16 protein-coding genes are annotated in these 18,644 nt (G+C 70.1%); 6 read left to right on the forward strand and 10 right to left on the reverse strand.

What is annotated here, in order from left to right; all coding sequences use genetic code 11:
- Positions 1-1,008 carry a hypothetical protein gene (locus Q8W67_RS14145; RefSeq protein ID WP_305546486.1) on the reverse strand — a complete coding sequence of 336 codons (1,008 nt, stop codon included), beginning with the start codon at positions 1,006-1,008 and terminating at the stop codon, positions 1-3.
- Between the two features lie 390 nt (positions 1,009-1,398).
- Here Q8W67_RS14145 and dnaK point away from each other — a divergent pair, with 390 nt between their 5' ends.
- The 4 genes from dnaK (at position 1,399) to Q8W67_RS14165 (ending at position 5,970) form a co-directional block, all read left to right on the forward strand.
- Positions 1,399-3,315 (forward strand): molecular chaperone DnaK, encoded by a 1,917-nt coding sequence (dnaK, locus tag Q8W67_RS14150; RefSeq protein WP_305546488.1) that lies wholly within the window; start codon positions 1,399-1,401, stop codon positions 3,313-3,315.
- A gap of 321 nt (positions 3,316-3,636) precedes the next feature.
- Positions 3,637-4,779: a molecular chaperone DnaJ gene (dnaJ, locus tag Q8W67_RS14155; RefSeq protein WP_305546490.1), complete on the forward strand. Its 1,143-nt coding sequence runs from the start codon at positions 3,637-3,639 to the stop codon at positions 4,777-4,779.
- Positions 4,780-4,919: 140 nt separating this feature from the next.
- Positions 4,920-5,558 carry a class I SAM-dependent methyltransferase gene (locus Q8W67_RS14160; protein ID WP_305546492.1) on the forward strand — a complete coding sequence of 213 codons (639 nt, stop codon included), beginning with the start codon at positions 4,920-4,922 and terminating at the stop codon, positions 5,556-5,558.
- Positions 5,559-5,667: 109 nt separating this feature from the next.
- Positions 5,668-5,970 (forward strand): hypothetical protein, encoded by a 303-nt coding sequence (locus Q8W67_RS14165; RefSeq protein WP_305546494.1) that lies wholly within the window; start codon positions 5,668-5,670, stop codon positions 5,968-5,970.
- Positions 5,971-5,991: 21 nt separating this feature from the next.
- Here the strand turns inward: Q8W67_RS14165 and deoA are convergent, their stop codons facing one another.
- The 9 genes from deoA to Q8W67_RS14210 all read right to left on the reverse strand — a co-directional run bounded on the left by deoA (position 5,992) and on the right by Q8W67_RS14210 (position 14,597).
- Positions 5,992-7,290, reverse strand: coding sequence for a thymidine phosphorylase (gene deoA, locus Q8W67_RS14170; RefSeq protein WP_305546496.1), 1,299 nt, complete (start codon positions 7,288-7,290; stop codon positions 5,992-5,994).
- A gap of 2 nt (positions 7,291-7,292) precedes the next feature.
- A complete protein-coding gene (gene deoC / locus Q8W67_RS14175; RefSeq protein WP_305546498.1) occupies positions 7,293-8,024 on the reverse strand; it encodes a deoxyribose-phosphate aldolase in 732 nt (243 codons plus the stop codon).
- Positions 8,017-8,841, reverse strand: a complete 825-nt coding sequence (locus tag Q8W67_RS14180) for a purine-nucleoside phosphorylase (protein ID WP_305546500.1) — start codon at positions 8,839-8,841, stop codon at positions 8,017-8,019. Before Q8W67_RS14180 ends, deoC begins: the two co-directional genes overlap by 8 nt.
- Complete coding sequence (gene cdd, locus Q8W67_RS14185; RefSeq protein WP_305546502.1) at positions 8,834-9,262, reverse strand: cytidine deaminase; 429 nt, start codon at positions 9,260-9,262, stop codon at positions 8,834-8,836. Before cdd ends, Q8W67_RS14180 begins: the two co-directional genes overlap by 8 nt.
- Positions 9,263-9,311: 49 nt before the next feature.
- Positions 9,312-10,076, reverse strand: a complete 765-nt coding sequence (locus tag Q8W67_RS14190; RefSeq protein WP_305546504.1) for an anti-sigma factor — start codon at positions 10,074-10,076, stop codon at positions 9,312-9,314.
- A 98-nt stretch (positions 10,077-10,174) separates the two neighbouring features.
- Positions 10,175-10,807, reverse strand: coding sequence for a sigma-70 family RNA polymerase sigma factor (locus Q8W67_RS14195; RefSeq protein ID WP_305546506.1), 633 nt, complete (start codon positions 10,805-10,807; stop codon positions 10,175-10,177).
- A gap of 56 nt (positions 10,808-10,863) precedes the next feature.
- The gene (locus Q8W67_RS14200) at positions 10,864-11,418 is read right to left on the reverse strand and encodes a glutathione peroxidase (protein WP_305546508.1); all 555 of its coding nucleotides are present in this window, start codon (positions 11,416-11,418) and stop codon (positions 10,864-10,866) included.
- A gap of 127 nt (positions 11,419-11,545) precedes the next feature.
- Positions 11,546-13,237: a methyl-accepting chemotaxis protein gene (locus Q8W67_RS14205; protein ID WP_305546510.1), complete on the reverse strand. Its 1,692-nt coding sequence runs from the start codon at positions 13,235-13,237 to the stop codon at positions 11,546-11,548.
- 232 nt (positions 13,238-13,469) lie between these two features.
- Positions 13,470-14,597, reverse strand: coding sequence for a patatin-like phospholipase family protein (locus tag Q8W67_RS14210; RefSeq protein WP_305546512.1), 1,128 nt, complete (start codon positions 14,595-14,597; stop codon positions 13,470-13,472).
- A gap of 338 nt (positions 14,598-14,935) precedes the next feature.
- Here Q8W67_RS14210 and ispG point away from each other — a divergent pair, with 338 nt between their 5' ends.
- Positions 14,936-16,270 (forward strand): flavodoxin-dependent (E)-4-hydroxy-3-methylbut-2-enyl-diphosphate synthase, encoded by a 1,335-nt coding sequence (gene ispG, locus Q8W67_RS14215; protein ID WP_370693877.1) that lies wholly within the window; start codon positions 14,936-14,938, stop codon positions 16,268-16,270.
- Positions 16,271-16,588: 318 nt separating this feature from the next.
- Positions 16,589-18,610: a potassium transporter Kup gene (locus Q8W67_RS14220; RefSeq protein WP_305546516.1), complete on the forward strand. Its 2,022-nt coding sequence runs from the start codon at positions 16,589-16,591 to the stop codon at positions 18,608-18,610.
- Positions 18,611-18,644: the final 34 nt, after the last annotated feature.

Consider the following 18,644-nt stretch of genomic DNA (forward strand, 5'->3'; position numbering starts at 1 on the left):
CTATTCCTGGGGTACGTCGCCGCCGCCGGCCGCATCCGGGTTCATCCCGTCCACGGCGGGTTCCATGGCGGGCTTGGGCCGGGGCCTGCGCGGGGCGGCCGCGGCAGTGGGAACCGCCGTGTTGGCGCCGAGCCGCGAGGCGAGCGCCAGCGCCCGGTTCTCGGTGACCCGCAGGTGGCAGAAGCCGTGGGTCCCCTCACGGGCGTAGCCGCGGCAGAGCTGCTCCCGGTCGGCCGAGAAGGCCGCCTGCTCGCTCACGACCGGCCGCACGTCCTCGCGCCGGGCGCGCTGGGTCATCACCTTGTAATTGTCGCGCACCGCCTTGTCGGCCACGCCTCGCGCCGCGTCGAATTCGCCGGCGCGCGGGATCAGGCCGGCGGCGGCCGGTCCCCAGAGGCCGGCGGGCGTGGTCGCGCAATCCGCGGCCGAGAAGGTGCAGACCGGACCCTGGCCCAGCATCGAGACCAGGACCCCGCCCTCGACCACGTCGAAGCGCAGGGGGCACTCGGCCCCGGCGGCCTCGAAGCGCGGCACGCCCTCGGGCTTGCCCTCGGAGGCCAGGGTGATGGGATTGCCTCGCGCCAGCGGCACCGTGCAGGCCTCGGCCGGCTGGGAGATCTTGGTGCCCGGCAGGGTGATCCGCGCCGTGACGGCCGGGCCGGAGCGCTCCAGCTTCAGCGTTCCGGAAAGCCCGTTGAGCTGGAGATCCTGGCCGATCACGCTGTCCTCGGAGGGGGTCTTCAGCACCACCGGGCGGGCCGGGGCGGGGGTGGGCCGGGGGGCTTCCGGGGCACCGGGCGGTCCCGGCTCGCCCGGTGCCCCGGGCGCCGCCGGGGCCGGGGGCTGCGCCTCGGGCACGCCGCGGGGCGGGACCGGCGGCCGCTCGGGCCTGATGCCGAACAAACGCTCGAAGAAGTTCTGGGCCCGCGCCGGAGGGGCGGCGAGCACCGCGGGAACCGCGACGGCGGCCGCCAGGACGGGGAGCAGGAGGCTGCGGGTCGGGCGCATCGGGCTCTGACGGGGAAGACGAAGTGGCGGGGCCACACTCAACCCCTTGTCGAAGCGTTAACACGCCATCGATGGCGCGGACGTGGCAGCGGAGCAACAAAATGCATCCGCACCATTGCGCTCCACACCCCTCCCGGGCCGGATCCTAGCGGAACCGCAACGAGATAGCGGGAAGACCGGCCGCCGCAGCCAACGCGCAGGCTTCGCCTTGCGAGCCCGTCCGGGGCTTCTTATATCGCCCTCGACGCGGGATTATGCGCTGGATTTCAGCCGTTCACGGCCCTTGATCCGGCCCGGGTCCCATACTCACATCATTCTCGACACCGCCATGGGCCGAGCTGCTTCGGGGCTCGGCGGTCTGCTTGAACGCGACAGAAGAGGGATCCCGCCATGGGTAAAGTTATCGGCATCGATCTGGGCACCACCAATTCGTGCGTGGCCGTGATGGAAGGCACGCAGCCCAAAGTCATTGAGAATTCGGAAGGCGCCCGCACCACGCCGTCGATCGTCGCCTTCACGGATGACGGCGAGCGGCTCGTCGGCCAGCCGGCCAAGCGCCAGGCGGTCACGAACCCGGAGCGCACCTTCTTCGCCATCAAGCGGCTCATCGGTCGCACCTACGACGATCCGATGACCCAGAAGGACAAGGGCCTCGTGCCCTACAAGATCGTCCGCGGCGACAATGGCGACGCCTGGGTCGAGGCCGACGGCAAGAAGTATTCGCCCTCCCAGATCTCCGCCTTCACGCTTCAGAAGATGAAGGAGACCGCGGAGTCGCATCTCGGCCAGCCGGTCACGCAGGCGGTCATCACGGTCCCGGCCTACTTCAACGACGCCCAGCGCCAGGCCACCAAGGACGCAGGCAAGATCGCCGGCCTCGAGGTGCTGCGCATCATCAACGAGCCGACCGCGGCGGCCCTCGCGTACGGCCTCGACAAGAAGAAGGCCGGCACCATCGCGGTCTATGACCTCGGCGGCGGCACCTTCGACGTCTCGATCCTGGAGATCGGCGACGGCGTGTTCGAGGTGAAGTCGACCAACGGCGACACCTTCCTGGGCGGCGAGGACTTTGACAACCGCGTGGTCGAGTACCTGACCGCCGAGTTCAAGAAGGAGCAGGGCATCGACCTGACCAAGGACAAGCTCGCCCTCCAGCGGCTCAAGGAGGCCGCCGAGAAGGCCAAGATCGAGCTGTCCTCGGCCACCCAGACCGAGATCAACCTGCCCTACATCACCGCCGACAACACCGGCCCGAAGCATCTCGCGCTGAAGCTCAGCCGGGCGAAGTTCGAGTCGCTGGTCGACGACTTGGTGCAGCGCACGATCGAGCCCTGCCGCAAGGCGCTCAAGGATGCCGGCGTCTCGGCCTCCGAGATCGACGAGGTGGTGCTGGTCGGCGGCATGATCCGCATGCCCAAGATCCAGGAGGTGGTGAAGTCCTTCTTCGGCAAGGAGCCGCACAAGGGCGTCAACCCCGACGAGGTCGTGGCCATCGGCGCCGCCGTGCAGGCGGGCGTGCTTCAGGGCGACGTCAAGGACGTGCTGCTGCTGGACGTGACCCCGCTGTCGCTCGGCATCGAGACGCTCGGCGGCGTGTTCACCCGGCTCATCGACCGCAACACCACGATCCCGACCAAGAAGTCCCAGACCTTCTCCACCGCGGAAGACAACCAGAACGCGGTGACGATCCGGGTCTTCCAGGGCGAGCGCGAGATGGCGGCCGACAACAAGCTGCTCGGCCAGTTCGACCTCGTCGGCATCCCGCCGGCCCCCCGCGGCATGCCGCAGATCGAGGTGACCTTCGACATCGACGCCAACGGCATCGTCAACGTGACGGCCAAGGACAAGGCGACGAACAAGGAGCACCAGATCCGCATCCAGGCCTCGGGCGGTCTCTCGGACGCCGATATCGACCGCATGGTGAAGGACGCCGAGGCCAATGCCGAGGCGGACAAGAAGCGCCGCGAGCTGGTCGAGGTGAAGAACCAGGGCGAGAGCCTGATCCACGCCACCGAGAAGTCGGTGGCCGAGTACGGCGACAAGGTCCCGGCGGCCGACAAGGGCGCGATCGAGACCGCGATGACCGCGCTCAAGACCGCGCTCGAGGGCGAGGATGTCGAGACCATCAAGGCCCGCACCACGGACCTGATGCAGGCCTCGATGAAGCTCGGCGAGGCGATGTATGCGGCCAGCCAGGCGGCCGGCCCCGAGGCCGGTGCCGAGGGGCATGCTGCCGAGAAGAAGGACGACGTCATCGACGCCGACTTCCAGGAAGTCGACGAGAAGGACCAGAAGAAGCGCGCCTGAGGCGCGACTTCGACGGTAGCGTGCGGGGCCGGAGCGATCCGGCCCCGCCTTTGCTTGGCAGGCGCTGTTGCGCGGGCGCCGCAGGAGACCGGCGATCGCTCGAATTCAGCCTCGGGCTGGCCAGCCCGTGCTAGATCGCGACGATCGCGAAGGTGCATCAGCCCGCCCATCCTGGTCGCGGCCACATCCTGAGGTACCCGCCCCGGCGGGTCCCGAAGGATAGGTCCAGGGATCAAGGCGCCTTGTGGAGGCCTCCTTCGAGGCGGCTGCGCCGCACCTCAGGATGAGGTCGCGGCTGGGATTGTCCGGAGACTGGGTGGGATGTCGAAGCGGGACTATTACGAGATCCTGGGGGTCACAAAGACCGCCACGGAAAGCGAGATGAAGGTCGCTTTCCGGAAGCTCGCGATGACCTTTCATCCGGACCGCAATCCCGGCGACAAGGAAGCCGAGATCAAGTTCAAGGAATTGAACGAGGCCTACCAGTGCCTCTCCGACGGCCAGAAGCGCGCCGCCTATGACCGTTTCGGCCACGCCGCCTTCAGCCAGGGCGGGGGCGGACCCGGATTCGGCAACGAGTTCGGCGACTTCATGTCGGACATCTTCGACAATTTCTTCGGTGACGGACGCGGTGCAGCCGCCCGCGGCGGGCGCGGCGGGGCGCCGGGGCGCGAGCGCGGGGCCGACCTGCGCTACAACCTCGAGATCACCCTGGAGGAGGCTTTCGCCGGCAAGGCTGAGACCATCCGCATCCCGACCTCGGTGAGCTGCGAAGCCTGCGACGGCTCGGGCGCGAAGCCCGGCTCGAAGCCCCGGACCTGCCCGACCTGCGCGGGCTACGGCCGGGTCCGGGCCGCCCAGGGCTTCTTCGCCATCGAGCGCACCTGTCCGAACTGCCACGGGCGCGGCGAGATCGTCGACGATCCCTGCGCCACCTGCCAGGGCGCGGGCCGGGTCAACCGCGAGCGTACCCTCTCGATCAACGTGCCCGCAGGGGTCGATGACGGCCTGCGCATCCGGCTCGCCGGCGAGGGCGAGAGCGGCCTGCGCGGTGGCCCCGCGGGGGACCTCTACGTTTTCCTCTCCATCAAGCAGCATGAGTTCTTCCAGCGCGACGGGGCCGACCTGTTCTGCCGCGTCCCGATCTCGATGGTCACCGCAGCGCTGTCGGGCGAGATCACCGTGCCGGTGATCGACGGCACGCAGACCCAGGTGCGGATCCCGGCCGGGACGCAGACCGCCAAGCAGTTCCGCATTAAGGGCAAGGGCATGCCGGTGCTTCGCTCGCGCGAGGTCGGCGATCTATACATCCAGGTCTTCGTCGAGACGCCGCAGAATCTGACCAAGCGCCAGCGCGAGCTGCTCCAGGAGTTCGACCAATCGGCCTCCCCGGAGAATCATCCCGAATCGTCCGGCTTCTTTTCCAAGGTGCGGGACTTCTTCGGGAGCGCCGTCCGGCCGTGAGGCCGGATCCGAAACATGCGATGATCGGTTATGCATCCTGCCGGCGTGGCATGCATACCCTAGGCGCCGAGCCGGCTAGACTGTATGACAGCGTCGTCGCCTAGCCTTTCTTTCTCATCCGGCATCAAGGAATTCAGGACTTGCCGCCGCTCCGCCGTCCCAGCGCGAAGGCCCCTGCCGCCAGGGGTGACATTTTCGGGCCGCGGCGCGACCCACTCGAGGACGAGGCCCGGTTCCTGCGCTCCTGGTTCGAGCGGCCGCTCGTAACCGGCGCGGTGACGCCATCGGGCAAGATGCTCGCCCGAACCATGGCGTCCTATGTCGACCCGCGCCGCGAGGGCCCGGTGGTCGAGCTCGGCCCCGGCACCGGTCCCGTGACCGAGGCGTTGATCCGGCGGGGTGTCGCGCCCGAGCGGCTGATCCTGGTCGAGTTCAATCCCGATTTCTGCCGTCTGCTGACCCGCCGCTTCCCCGGCGTCACGGTGATCCGCGGCGACGCCTACGACATGCGCAAGACCCTCAAGACGGTGCTGAACCAGCCGGCCGCCGCGACGATCTCGAGCTTGCCGCTCTTCACCAAGCCTTTGGAGCTGCGCCTCGATCTGCTCAACGCCGCGCACGACCTGATGCAGCCAGGCGCGCCGTTCATTCAGTTCACCTACGCGGTCGTGCCGCCGATCCCGGCCCGCTGCGAGGCGGGAAGCTACACTGCCGACCGCTCGAACCGGGTCTGGCTGAACCTGCCGCCCGCCCGGGTCTGGGTCTATCGCCGGCCCTGAGCTGAACAACGCCTGAGGGAACAAGTCACGTTCTCGTCAACTTATGGGGTCCAGACCTGACGCATGGCCGGTCGCAGAACCGCGGCCAGCGTCATCCGGGAGGACACCGATGTTCACCAAGACCGCACGCATACGCCTCGCAGCCGCCGCCCTGGCGCTCGGGGGGATCGCCCTCGGGGGCCCCGCGATGGCCGCGCCTCTGGGCCCAGATGCCAACCTGCACCAGGGCTCCGGCGATATCGTCGCCGTCCAGTACGGCTACGGGCACGGCCGCGGCCATGGCTTCGGACCGCGCTTCGGTCATCATCACTACGGTTGGGGTCCTGGACGCGGACACCATTACGGCTGGCGGCATCGCGGCTTCGGTCACCATGGTGGCTGGGGCCATCGTCACGGCCACGGCCGCTGGTAAGGCTAGCGGGAGGGCCGGATCCTATCCGGCCCCGACCCGCTCGATGATCGCCGGCCGGATAGCGGGCGCCTCCCCCATGCAGTAGGCCGCCCGCAGGGCCGCTTCGGCCCGGTCTGCGGCGGCCTCGTCGGCCGCGTGGACGATCCCGAGCAGGCCCGCGGAATCCCCGGGACCGGCGAGGTCGGTGAACCCGACCCGTGGGTCGACAGCGTCCTCCGGCCGGATGCGGCCGCCGCCGAGCCCGATCACCGCCAGCCCGATCGCCCGCGTGTCGATGCCCGCCACCGTGCCGGCCAGACGGACCGGCCGCTGCACCGGCGCAGCGGGCAGGTATCGCGTCGGCATATCCAGAAGGTCGCCCGGACCGCCCAGGGCATCGACCATCTCGCAAAAAATCTCGGCCGCCCGTCCCGAGTCGAGGACCGCTTCCAGCCGTTGGGTGGCTACGGCGGTGTCCGGCGCCAGCCCTCCGGCGGTGAGCATCTCGGCCCCGAGCGCCAGGGTCACCGCGTGGAAGCGCGGCTCGCGGCGCGCGCCCGTCAGGTAATCGATCGCGTAGGCGACCTCGACGGCGTTGCCGGCCGCACTGGCGAGCGGCGCGTCCATGTCGGTGATCAGCGCGGCGGTACGCAGGCCCGCGCCGCCGGCCACCGTGACGATGCTGTCGGCCAGCGCCCGCGCCTCCGCCAGGCTCGCCATGAAGGCGCCGGAACCCTGCTTGACGTCCATCACCAGCCCGTCGAGCCCGGCGGCGAGCTTCTTCGACAGGATCGACGCGGTGATCAGATCGAGGGATTCGACCGTGCCGGTGACGTCGCGGATCGCGTAGAGGCGCCGGTCGGCCGGGGCCAGCTCGACGGTCTGGCCGATGATCGCGCAGCCGACTTGGCCGACCACCCGGCGGAACGTCTCCAGTCCCGGGGTAGTGTCGTAACCCGGGATGCTGGCGAGCTTGTCCAGGGTGCCGCCGGTATGGCCGAGGCCGCGCCCCGAGATCATCGGCACGTAGCCGCCGCAGGCCGCCACCATCGGCGCCAGGGGGAGGCTCACCGTGTCGCCGATGCCGCCGGTGGAGTGCTTGTCCAGCACCGGCCCCGGCAGGTCCCAGGCGAGAACACGGCCGGATTCCGCCATCGCCCGGGTCAGCGCCACCCGCTCCGGGAGCGAAAGGCCGCGGAAGAACACCGCCATGGCGAAGGCCGCCGCCTGTCCCTCCCCGACCGAGCCCTCCGTGAGGCCCTGGACGAAGGCCCGGATTTCTGCGGGATCGAGGGGCAGGCCGTCGCGCTTGGTCCGGATCGTCTCCTGCGGCAGACGCATGCTCAGAGCCCCCGAGCCTGCATCAGCGCGCCGAACAGGCTGCTCGCTCCGAGCCTGAAGCGCCCGGGGCCGACCCAGCCCGCACCCATGACGCGGTCGGCGAGTGCCAGATAGGTCGCGGCGTCGGCGACGCTGCGCAGGCCGCCGGACACCTTCAGCCCTGCCGGGCGGCCGCTCGCCCGGATCTCGACGAGCATCGCCTCGGCGGCCTCCGGGGTCGCAGAGACCGGGCTCTTGCCCGTGGAGGTCTTGAGGAAGTCCGCGCCCGCCTCCAAGGCGAGCCGGCTCGCCCGCCGGATCGACTCGGGATCGGCGATCGCGCCGGTCTCCAGGATCACCTTGAGAGTCGCGCTGCCGCTCGTGTCGCGAACGGCCTCGACCATGTCCCGGGCCGCGGCCACGTCCCCGCGCAGGAAGGCGCGGTAGGGCAGGACGAGATCGATCTCGTCCGCCCCGTCGCGCAAGGCCTCGGCGGTGTCGTCGGTCGCCCGCGCGCAATCCTCACCACCTGCGGGGAAGTTGATCACCGTGGCGACCCGGATGCCGCTGCCCTTGAGCGCCCGCGCGCCCTGCGCGACGAAATGCGGCCAGACGCAGATCGCCGCGACGCCCCCAGCCTTCGCATCCCGGCAGAGCGCGTCGATTCTCGGCTCCGTGCAGGTCTCGGTGAGGTCGGTGAGATCGAGGAGCGGCAGCGCCCGGCGGGCGACCGCACCGGCATCGCGTTCATCCATGGCAGGTCTCCTCGGCGGGCAGGCCGGCGACGAAGGCTCGGACGAGGCGACCGAGATCCTCAGCGGCCCGGGCCGCCACCGCCTTGGTCTCGGCGTGATGGGGGGCGCCCCCGGCGACCCCGGCTGCGAGATTCGTCACCACGGAGATCGCGGCGACCGGCAAGCCGAGGAAGCGGGCCAGGATCACCTCGGGCGCCGTGGACATGCCCACGAGATCGGCCCCGAGGAGACCCGCCATCCGGACCTCCGCTGGCGTCTCGAAGCTCGGGCCGGAGAACCACGCGTAGACGCCCTCGCCGAGTCGCATCCCGCAGGCACCGGCCGCCGCCCGGAGCCGCGCGCGGAGCGCCGGATCGTAGGCATCGGTCATCGGCACGAAGCGGGCGTCGCTCGCCTCGCCGATCAGCGGGTTCAGCCCGGAGAGGTTGATGTGGTCGGCGAGAAGGACCAGGCTGCCGGGGCCGGTCTCCAGCCGCAGCGACCCCGAGGCGTTGGTGAGGAGCAGACGGGTCGCGCCGAGCCCGTGCGCGCAGGCGAGCGGCACCCGCATCGCCGCGGCATCACCGCGCTCGTAGGCATGCGCCCGCCCCTCGAACACCAGCACGGGCCGCCCGGCAATCCGCCCGCGATGCAGCCGGCCGCCATGGCCGCTGACGCCCGCGCCGGGGAAACCCGGGATCTGCCCGTAATCCACCGAGACCCGATCCTCGATCCCGGCCGCGATCCCGCCGAGCCCGGTGCCCGTCACGAGGGCGCAGGCGTAAGCGCCCGCGAAGCCGGCGGCCCGGAGCGTATCGAGGGCGCTGGCCTCACTCACCGAGGGTTTCCGGCCCGAACGATTCGGGCAGCAGCTCCGCCAAGGTGAAGCTCTTCGCGATCCCGTCCGGACCTGCGGCGTGGATCGGCGTGTCCGGTCGGGCGAATTCGCGGATGCGCTGGCGGCAGGCGCCGCAGGGCGTCACGAGGCCCGCGCCGTCGCCATAGACCAGGATCGCCGCGATATGCCGGCCGCCGGCCGCAATCATCGCGGCGATCGCCCCCGCCTCCGCGCAGGTACCGACGGGATAGGCGGCGTTCTCGACGTTGCAGCCGGCATGGATGACGCCCCGCTCGTCGCGCAGCGCCGCTCCGACCCGAAACCGGGAATAGGGGGCGTGCGCCCGCGCGCGCACCGTCCGGGCGGCCTCGAACAGGGCCGTCAGCCCATCATCACCCTGCCCTGAAACTGCGGCCCGCATGGTCGATCTTTGGCACCCGGCGGGGCGCCCTGTCGAGGGCCGGGTGGTCTCAGCGCGTGGCCGCGCCCGCGCCGAGCAGATCCGCGGCCTGCCGCAAGGCCGCGTCGTCCTGCGGTCCGCTCAGGGCGTAGGCGGTGTCGCCCGCGGTCCAGGACAGGACGGCGCCGTCATCCGACCCCGTCAGTGCCGCAGGGCCGCCGCGGCTTCCCCGCGTGGCGAACAGCGACGCCTCGCCGAGGGTGCCGGCCTCGAAGGCGATCTCGATGCCGGTGCCGTGGCGACCGGGGAAGACCTGGATGTCGCGCACGCGCCAGCCTGCCGGGAGGGCCGGCAGGTCGATCCCGGTGACGGATTGCAGGCGGGCCCGGTCGTAGATGGGGCTGTCGCCCTGGCTGGAGATGCTCTTGCGAAGCTGCGCCACGGCGCGCGCCTGTCGCGCATCCGCGATCAGAGCCGGGTCGGGGGTCGAGGCCAGGGTGTTCGGGACGCCGAACTGACCGATCTCGTCGTGGGCGAGCCAGCCCGCGCCGACCAGCACCGCGATGGCTGCGGCCCGCTTGAGGCGCGATGCGACGCGGCGCCAGCGCAGGCCGCGGTCGAGGCGACGCGCCAGGGCGATGTTGCGGTCGGGGCCCGGCCCGGGAGCGCGCTCGAAGCAGGCCCGGAGGGCATCGCGATCGTGCATCTCGGCCATCACCCGGGCGGCGGTGCCGGGATTGGCCGCCAGATGCGCCTCCACGTCGAGGCGGCGCATCGGGTCGATCTGCCCGTCGACGAAGGCGATGAGATCGTCGTCTGTGATCGGATCCATCATGGGTGAAGTCCTCGATTCCAGCGTGCCGCCGGGGCGGATCCGCCGGTCGTCATCGTCATCGTGAGCCGGCAAAGCCAATATCGCGCGTCTCGGACGCCTCAGGCATCCCCGACGGCGCGCCGGAAGGACGGGGGCGCCCGGTCCCGTGTCTCATCGGATACGACGAGGCGCAGGCCGGGGAATGCGCCGCGCCGCGCATCGGGCCGGCTCGGGTCGGGTTCGGCATCGGACCGGCCTGTCCGGGTGCCTTCCTCGAAGGCGCGCAGCGCCGCCCGGCCGCGGCCGAGGCGGGACATCAGCGTACCGATCGGGATCCCGAGAACGGCGGCGGCGTCGGCATAGGCCATGCCTTCGAGCGTGACGAGGTGGAGGGCGGCACGCTGCTCCTCCGGCAAGGTGAGGAAGGCCTGCCGGATCTGGGCGAGGCGCACGCGCCCCTCCTGGGCAGGCGGCGCCATATCCTCGGACATCCGCACCAGCGCGTCGGCGTGACGCGCCTCGACCTGCCTGCGGCGCTGCTCGTCGATGAAAGCGTTGTGCAGCACCGTCATCATCCAGGTGCGCAGATTGGTGTTGGGACGCAGGGAATCCTGCATCTCCAGGGCGCGCACCAGGGTGTCGTGCACAAGGTCGTCCGCCCGCAATGCATCGCGGGTGAGCGAACGGGCGTAGCGCCGCAGGGGCACCAGCAGGTCGACGATGTTCGGACGCGTGTGCGTGTCTGATGCCATGAGGTGTGAACGCGGGAGCCCCGGCGTTTAATCCCCGGCCCCGGCGGGGCCGCGGACTACGCTTGGTCGAGGGCGGCCGCGATCCCCGAGATCACCCGCGGGTCGGTGGGCTCGACCTGCGTCGCGAAGGCGGCAGCGAGCGAGCCGTCGCGAGCGATCAGGTACTTGTGGAAGTTCCAGCGCGGCGTCTCGCCCGGCCGCTCGGCCGCCGCCCACCGGTAGAAGGGATGGGCGCCCGGCATCCGCACGCGGGTCTTGGCGGTCAGCGGGAAGGTCACGCCGTGATTCTTGCGCGCGGCCTCCGCGATGGCCGGGCCATCCAGCGGCTCCTGGTTGCCGAAATCGGGAGAGGGCACGCCGAGCACCGTGAGCCCCCGGTCGCCGAAGCGGGTCCACAGGGTCTGAAGCCCGGCGAGTTGCCCGGCATAGCCGCAGGCGGTGGCGGTGTTGACCACGAGGATCGGCCGCCCGGCATAGGCCGACAGCGGCATCGGCTCGCCCCCGGGAGCGTCGAATGCGAAGTCCGTAGCCCGGGCGGTCTCCGCCGCGTGCGCCACGCCGGTGAGCCCGGCGCCGATCAGGATCATGGCCTCGCGGCGCAACAGGGTCATGGCGGTGGCCTCGTTCTGTCCCGGGCGTCGTCGCGCCCGGGAACAATCTAGGGCGCTGCCCGGCCATGGGACAACCCAGAGGTGTACCGCGTCCCGTTCCGGCCCCGGGCTGGCCCGACACGACGCCTCAGGCGGCGCGTACCGTGTCGAGGAAGCGATGGACCTCCGCGTCGAGCTGCTCGGCCTGGGACGAGAGTTCGGAGGCCGAGCCGAGAACCTGCGCGGCGGCCGCCCCCGCCCCCCCGGCGGCGCTTGCGACCCCCGCGATATTCGCCGTGACCTCGCTGGTCCCGGCCGCCGCCCGCCCGACGTTCCGGACGATCTCCTGGGTCGCGGAGCCCTGCTCCTCGATCGCCGAGGCGATACCGGTGGCCAGCCCGCTCATCTCGGTGATGCGGCCGACGATGATGTCGATCGCGTCGGCCGTCTCCCCGGTCCAGGACTGGATCTCGCCGATCTGCCGGGCGATCTCCTCAGTGGCTTTGGCGGTCTGCCCGGCGAGTTCCTTGACCTCGGTGGCCACCACGGCGAAGCCCCGGCCCGCCTCCCCGGCCCGGGCCGCCTCGATCGTCGCGTTGAGCGCGAGAAGGTTCGTCTGGCCGGCGATCCCGCTGATGAGGCCGACCACGTCGCCGATCCTCGTGGCGCTGTCGCGCAGGTTGCGCACCAGCCCAGAGGACTTCCCGGCCTCGGACACGGCGGCGTCGGCGAGATCGGCCGAGGCCTGCACCTGGCGGCCGATCTCCTTGACGGTAGCGCCGAGCTCCTCCGCGGCCGCCGCCACCGTGTTGACGTTCGACGCCGCCAGCTCGGCGGCCGAGGCCACATTGATCGACTGGCTCGCGGTCTCGGCCGCCGCCGCGCTCATGCGCCCGGCGGTGTCCTCCAGCTCGGCCGCCGCGGCGGAGACGGCGCGCACGATGCCGCCGACGGCGCTCTCGAAGGCGGCGGCCATCTCGCGCGTCGCGGCCTTGCGCTGCGCCTCCAGCCCGGCCCGGGCCTGGGCGCCCTCCTCCTCGAGCAGCTTCGCGCGGGCGAGCCCGTCCCGGAAGACCTGCACCGCGCCGGCCATGGCGCCGATCTCGTCGCGGCGGCCGACCCCGGGAATCGCGACCGCGAGATCGTTGCCGGCGAGCCGGGTCATCGCCCCGGTCATGACGTGGATCGGCCTGCCGATGCCGAGATGCAGGAGCAGCAGCCCGACCATGGCGGTGACCGTCATCGATCCGAGACTGACCAGGCTGGCGGCACGCGACGACGCGATGGCCGCCGCCGAAGCGGCCGCGCGGACTTTCAGCAAGTCGCGCTCGGTCTGCGCGAGTTCAGCCGTCTTGGCGCGCAATGCGTCCATCGCCGCCCTTCCGACACCCGAACTCTCGAGCCGGCGCGCCACCTCCTGGGTCGCGGGGTTCTTCATGAGCGCGATCTCGCGATCCGTGACATCCGCGCTCCAGCGCTCGGCCAGGGCCTTCAGCTCCGTGAGCCGCGTCTGTTGCAAGGCGTTGCGGGCGGTCAGCTGCCGCGCCGTGGCCCAGGCCGCAGCGAAGGCCGCCCGTCCCGCCCGCTCGGTTTCGAGGAAGCCGGGATCGGCCGAGATCAGATAACCGCGCGTTGCGGCCTCCCGATCGACCATCGCGACGATCATCCGATCGACCTCGGAGAGCACCTCGTGGGTATGGACCGTCCACGCCTCGGTGTCCTCGATCTTGCCGATGTTCCGCAGCGAGATCGTCGAGACGCCGACGGTGATCGCCAGCATCATCGCCATGACGAGCGCGATCTTCACGCCGGTCTTGAGATCGACCAGACGAAATCTCATGGCCCGTCCTCGAGTCGAGAATAGCCGAACCCGGCCGGCGCCCTCTCCCGTATCAGGATCCAGGCAGCCCGTAAATCAACTGCCGCCAGCAGAATTTTATACTTTCGATTTCTGAGAATCGATTCATATTATTTCATAATAAGACAAAAATACGCAGTTATTTTATATTTTATTAGGATGCCATCAATCAAATACGCACCTAATTACAGAACTCGCCCCCGAAACCGGCGGCTTACTGATAGGCTTGCCGCAGGTCGATGGTGCACGCCCGGCCGACAGTCTCGTAGGTCTCGGCGAGCCAAGCCTGCGCGGCGGCCCGGCCCTTGTCGCGCAGGCGCTTGAGCACGGTCCAGCGCGCGTCGAGCTTGGAGGCGGCGTTGTAATCCTCAAGCGCGTCGGTGCCGTCGATGCGGTGCACCAGGACCCGCTGGTAGCCGCCCTGACCGAGGGTGCCCTCCTCGATCAGTCCGTCGATGAAGTCGATGGCCCGCAATTCCCGCATCAGGTTGGCGTTGAAGGTGATCTCGTTGAGGCGGTCGCGGATCTCGCTCTCCGTGCGGGGGGTTTCCCGCCGCTCGACCGGATTGATCTGGACGAGCACGATGTCGCGGGTCTGGGCGCCCCGGTGCAGCGGGTAGAGGGGCGGATTACCGAGATAGCCGCCGTCCCAGTAGGGCACGCCGTCGATCTCCACCGCCTGGAACACGGTCGGCAGGCAGGCCGAGGCCATCAGGTGGTCCACGGTCAGCCGCTCGCGCTCGAACACCGCAAGCTTGCCGGTCCAGACATTGGTGGCCGAGACGAACAGGCCAGCGGTGTCGGCCTCACGCAGGCGCTCGAAATCGACCTGCTCGGCCAGGGCCTTGCGCAGCGGATTGATGTTGAGGGGGTTCGACACGTAGGGGCTCGGCGAGACCATCTTGGCCCAGAACTCGGCAACCGGGTTGCCCTTCCACAGGCTGAACAGGCCGCTGACGAAGTTGCGTTGCGTGGGACCCAGGTCGCCATCGAGGCTGACCTCGCGCCAGAACCGTTCGAGCCCCTCTCGGGCTCCATCGGGGCCACCCTTGAGCCATCCGTCGACCATCACGACGGCGTTCATCGCTCCGGCGCTCGCCCCCGTCACCGCCTCGAAGCCGAGGCGCCCGTCCTCGACCAGAGCGTCGAGGACGCCCCAGGTGAAGGCGCCGTGCGCGCCGCCGCCCTGCAGCGCCAGCGCGACCGGCTTCTCGGCCCGGGGGCCGGACAGGATATGGTGGGGCGGATGCGATGGATGCGACTCGATCGCGTCCGAGACCGGCGCCTCGGGGACCGCGGTCGCCGGGTTGTGCGGCTCGACGCCGTGGGAATGCTCGCACATGTCCGCCTCCTGGATCAGCCTCTCCTAGATGGGATGCTGCAGTGCAGCATCAATCGGGCGCCGGGATGGCGGCCCGTCCCAAGGCCGGCGACCGGGCGTGAATCGGCAACAGGAGTGGACGAAAACCGGTGCTGCGCGCGCGGCAACCTCGACATCCGCGCCCGGATACGACATGACAGCCGCGATGCTGTCATGCGCGGCATCGGCTTGACGCTGCGCCGCGTCGTCCGCAGCTAACCCGCGGCCCCGAAGCTCCGGCGAGTCGCGCGCCCCGACATGCCCGGCAGGCCCGAGAGGGTTCCGGTGCCACGGCAGGCGCGCGCACGCGAAGGTCCACGATGGAAGTCATGGAAGACATCCGGTCCGAAATCCCCGCCGCTGAGAACGCCCTGGCCGCCGGCGGTCCGGAGATCGCCGGCCCCGCGCCGCGCCACCGCACCGTGGGTGTCACGGTCGGCGAAGGTGAAGGCGCGGTCATGGTCGGCGGCGGCGCCCCGATCGTCGTGCAGTCGATGACCAACACCGACACGGCCGACATCGACGCCACGGTGGCGCAGGTCGCCCAGCTTGCCCGGGTCGGCTCGGAGCTGGTCCGCATCACCGTCGACCGGGACGAGGCCGCGGCCGCGGTGCCGAAGATCCGCGAGCGCCTCGACCGGATCGGCGTCCACGTGCCGCTGGTCGGCGACTTCCACTACATCGGCCACAAGCTGCTCGCCGACCATCCGGCCTGCGCCGAGGCGCTGGCCAAATACCGGATCAACCCCGGCAACGTCGGGTTCAAGGAGAAGAAGGACACCCAGTTCTCCTCGATCATCGAGCAGGCGATCAAGTACGGCAAGACCGTGCGGATCGGCGCCAACTGGGGCTCGCTCGACGGCGAACTGCTCACCCACCTGATGGACGAAAACGCCAAGGCTCCCCGGCCGATCGATGCCCGCGCCGTCATGCGCGAGGCGATGGTGCGCTCGGCGATCGGCTCGGCTGACCGGGCGGTGGCGCTGGGCCTGCCGCAGAACCGGATCATCCTCTCCGCCAAGGTCTCGGCGGTCCAGGACCTGATCGCGGTCTACCGCGAGGTGGCGCGCCGCTCGGACTACGCCATCCATCTCGGCCTCACCGAGGCCGGCATGGGCTCCAAGGGCCTCGTGGCGGCCTCGGCGGCCATCGGGGTGCTCCTCCAGGAGGGGATCGGCGACACGATCCGCTACTCGCTCACCCCCGAGCCCGGCGGCGACCGGAGCGTCGAGGTCAAGGCGAGCCAGGAACTTCTGCAGACGATGGGGTTCCGCACCTTCGTGCCGATGGTGGCGGCCTGTCCCGGCTGCGGCCGGACCACCTCGACGACCTTCCAGGAACTGGCTCGCGACATCCAGAACTGGATCGTCACGTCCATGCCGGAGTGGAAGAAGACCTATCCGGGGGTCGAGGGGTTGAACGTCGCGGTCATGGGCTGCATCGTCAACGGGCCGGGCGAGTCGAAGCACGCCGATATCGGCATCTCGCTGCCCGGCACCGGAGAGACCCCGACCGCGCCGGTGTTCATCGACGGCAAGAAGGCCATGACTCTGCGCGGCGCGACGCTCGCCAAGGACTTCGAGGCGATCGTGATCGACTACATCGAGCGTCGATTCGGGCAGCAGGGCGGCGGCACGCGTACCGCGGCCGAGTGAGGCCCGCAGCGCGACGCCTTCTCGAACCTCCCGGGCGTGGGCGCGCGCCAGGCCCGATCCCCGCAGACGTGATCGGGTCCGGCGCGAGCGCCCGACAGCAGCGGCGCCCGGACGGAGACGCGATGCCGCGATCTTCGCCACACCACACGGTTCCCGGCCGCCCGAGGCCGTGATAGCAAGGCCGCACGATTCCGTGAGCGGTCGGCCCGGCGGCCGGCCCGCGGTTCGGCGGAGTTTTCGCGTTTCCCGCACGGCCCCGATTGGCCCCCTGAGCCGAACCGCGAAGCGCCGGCCACGCCCGAGCCTCCAACGATCCGTATGAGCCAGACCTTCGCACCCGGCGTAGCACCTCAGCCCGCGCCCGCGGCGTCCGACGCCACGCCCAGCAATCCCGCCCTAAGGGCCGATGAGGCCGGCGGGCCGGATCCCGGACAGGGGCCGGCGCCCTCCGGCTCCCTCGACGCGCCCGAGAAGGCCGAGACCCGGCAGGGCCATGCCGGCTTCTGGACGCTGCTGGTCGGCTCGGTCGGCGTCGTCTACGGCGATATCGGCACGAGCCCGCTCTACGCCTTCCGCGAGGCGCTGGTCCCCGCCCGTACCGACGGCATCCTGCTGCCCGAGGAGGTGATCGGCACCGTCTCGCTGATCTTATGGGCGCTGTTCATGATCGTGACGGTGAAGTACGTCGCGATCCTGCTGCGCATGGACAACAACGGCGAGGGGGGCATCCTCTCGCTGATGGCGCTGGCCCGGAAGGCGCTCGGCGGCTCGCGCATCGTGTTCATGCTCGGGCTGCTCGGTGCCTCGCTGTTCTACGGCGACGCGGTGATCACCCCGGCGATCTCCGTGCTCTCGGCCGTGGAGGGGCTGAAGCTCGTCACCCCGGCGCTCGACGACTACGTGCTGCCGATCACGGTGGCGATCATCGTCGCCCTGTTCCTGGTGCAGAACCGGGGTACCGGCAAGGTCGCCGCCTTCTTCGGGCCGATCACCGTCGTGTGGTTCCTCGCGATGGCGCTCGCGGCGCTACCGCATATCGGCCTGCATCCGGAGGTGTTCCGCGCAGCCAATCCCTGGCACGCCGTGAACTACCTGCTCGGGCACGGCACCGGCGCGCTGGTGGCGCTCGGCGCGGTGTTCCTGGCGGTCACCGGCGCGGAGGCGCTGTTCGCCGATCTCGGGCATTTCGGCCGCAAGCCGATCCAGGTCGCCTGGGTCGGACTCGTCTTCCCCGCGCTCGCCCTGAACTACCTGGGCCAGGCGGCCCTGGTGCTGGAGAAGCCCGACACCGCCGACCCGTTCTTTCAGCTCGTGCCAGCCTGGGGCCTGCTGCCGATGGTGGTGCTCGCCACGATCGCCACCGTGGTGGCGAGCCAGGCGGTGATCACCGGCGCCTTCTCGCTGTCCCGGCAGGCGATCCAGCTCGGCCTGCTGCCGCGGCTGGAGATCCGCCACACGTCCGAATCGCATGCGGGCCAGATCTACCTGCCGCAGATCAACGCGCTGCTGATGTTCGGCGTCGTCCTGCTGGCCGCCCTGTTCAAGACATCCTCGTCGCTGGCCTCGGCCTACGGTATCGCGGTCACCGGCACGATGCTGCTCACGGCCTCGCTGACCTTCCTGGTGATGTGGCGGATGTGGGGCTGGTCCCCGGTGGCGGCAGCGGCGGTGATGCTGCCCTTCATCGTGGTCGAGTTCCTGTTCCTGCTCTCCAACCTGATCAAGGTCGTGGAGGGCGGATACGTGCCCCTGCTGCTCGCGGGCGGCCTCGTCGTGCTGATGTGGACCTGGGTGCGCGGGGTCACGATCCTGTTCAACAAGACCCGGAAGACCGACGTGCCGCTCATCGAGCTGGTCGGGATGCTGGAAAAGAGCCCGCCTCACCACGTGCGCGGCACCGCGGTGTTCCTGACCAGCGACCCCGAGATCGCCCCCGCCGCGCTGCTGCACAACCTCAAGCACAACAAGGTGCTGCACGAGAAGAACGTCATCCTCACCGTCGAGACGGTAGACACGCCGCGCTCCAACGAGGCCGACAAGGTCCGGATCGAGCCGGTGGGCCCGCACTTCTTCCGGGTCGTGATGAAGTTCGGCTACATGGAGACGCCGAACATCCCCAAGACCCTGGTGCTGCTGCGCCGCCAGGGCTTCAAGTTCGACATCATGGCGACCTCGTTCTTCCTGTCGCGCCGCTCGATCCGGCCGGCAGCCCATTCGGGCATGCCGCTCTGGCAGGACCGGATTTTCATTACCCTCGCCAAGAACGCCAACGACGCCACGGACTTCTTCCAGATCCCCACCGGGCGGGTGGTGGAGGTGGGGACCCAGGTGACGGTATAGATCAAGTGTTCGATCTCCGTAGCATGCGGACTAA

This window comes from Methylobacterium sp. NEAU K (assembly GCF_030700285.1).
Taxonomy (GTDB): domain Bacteria; phylum Pseudomonadota; class Alphaproteobacteria; order Rhizobiales; family Beijerinckiaceae; genus Methylobacterium.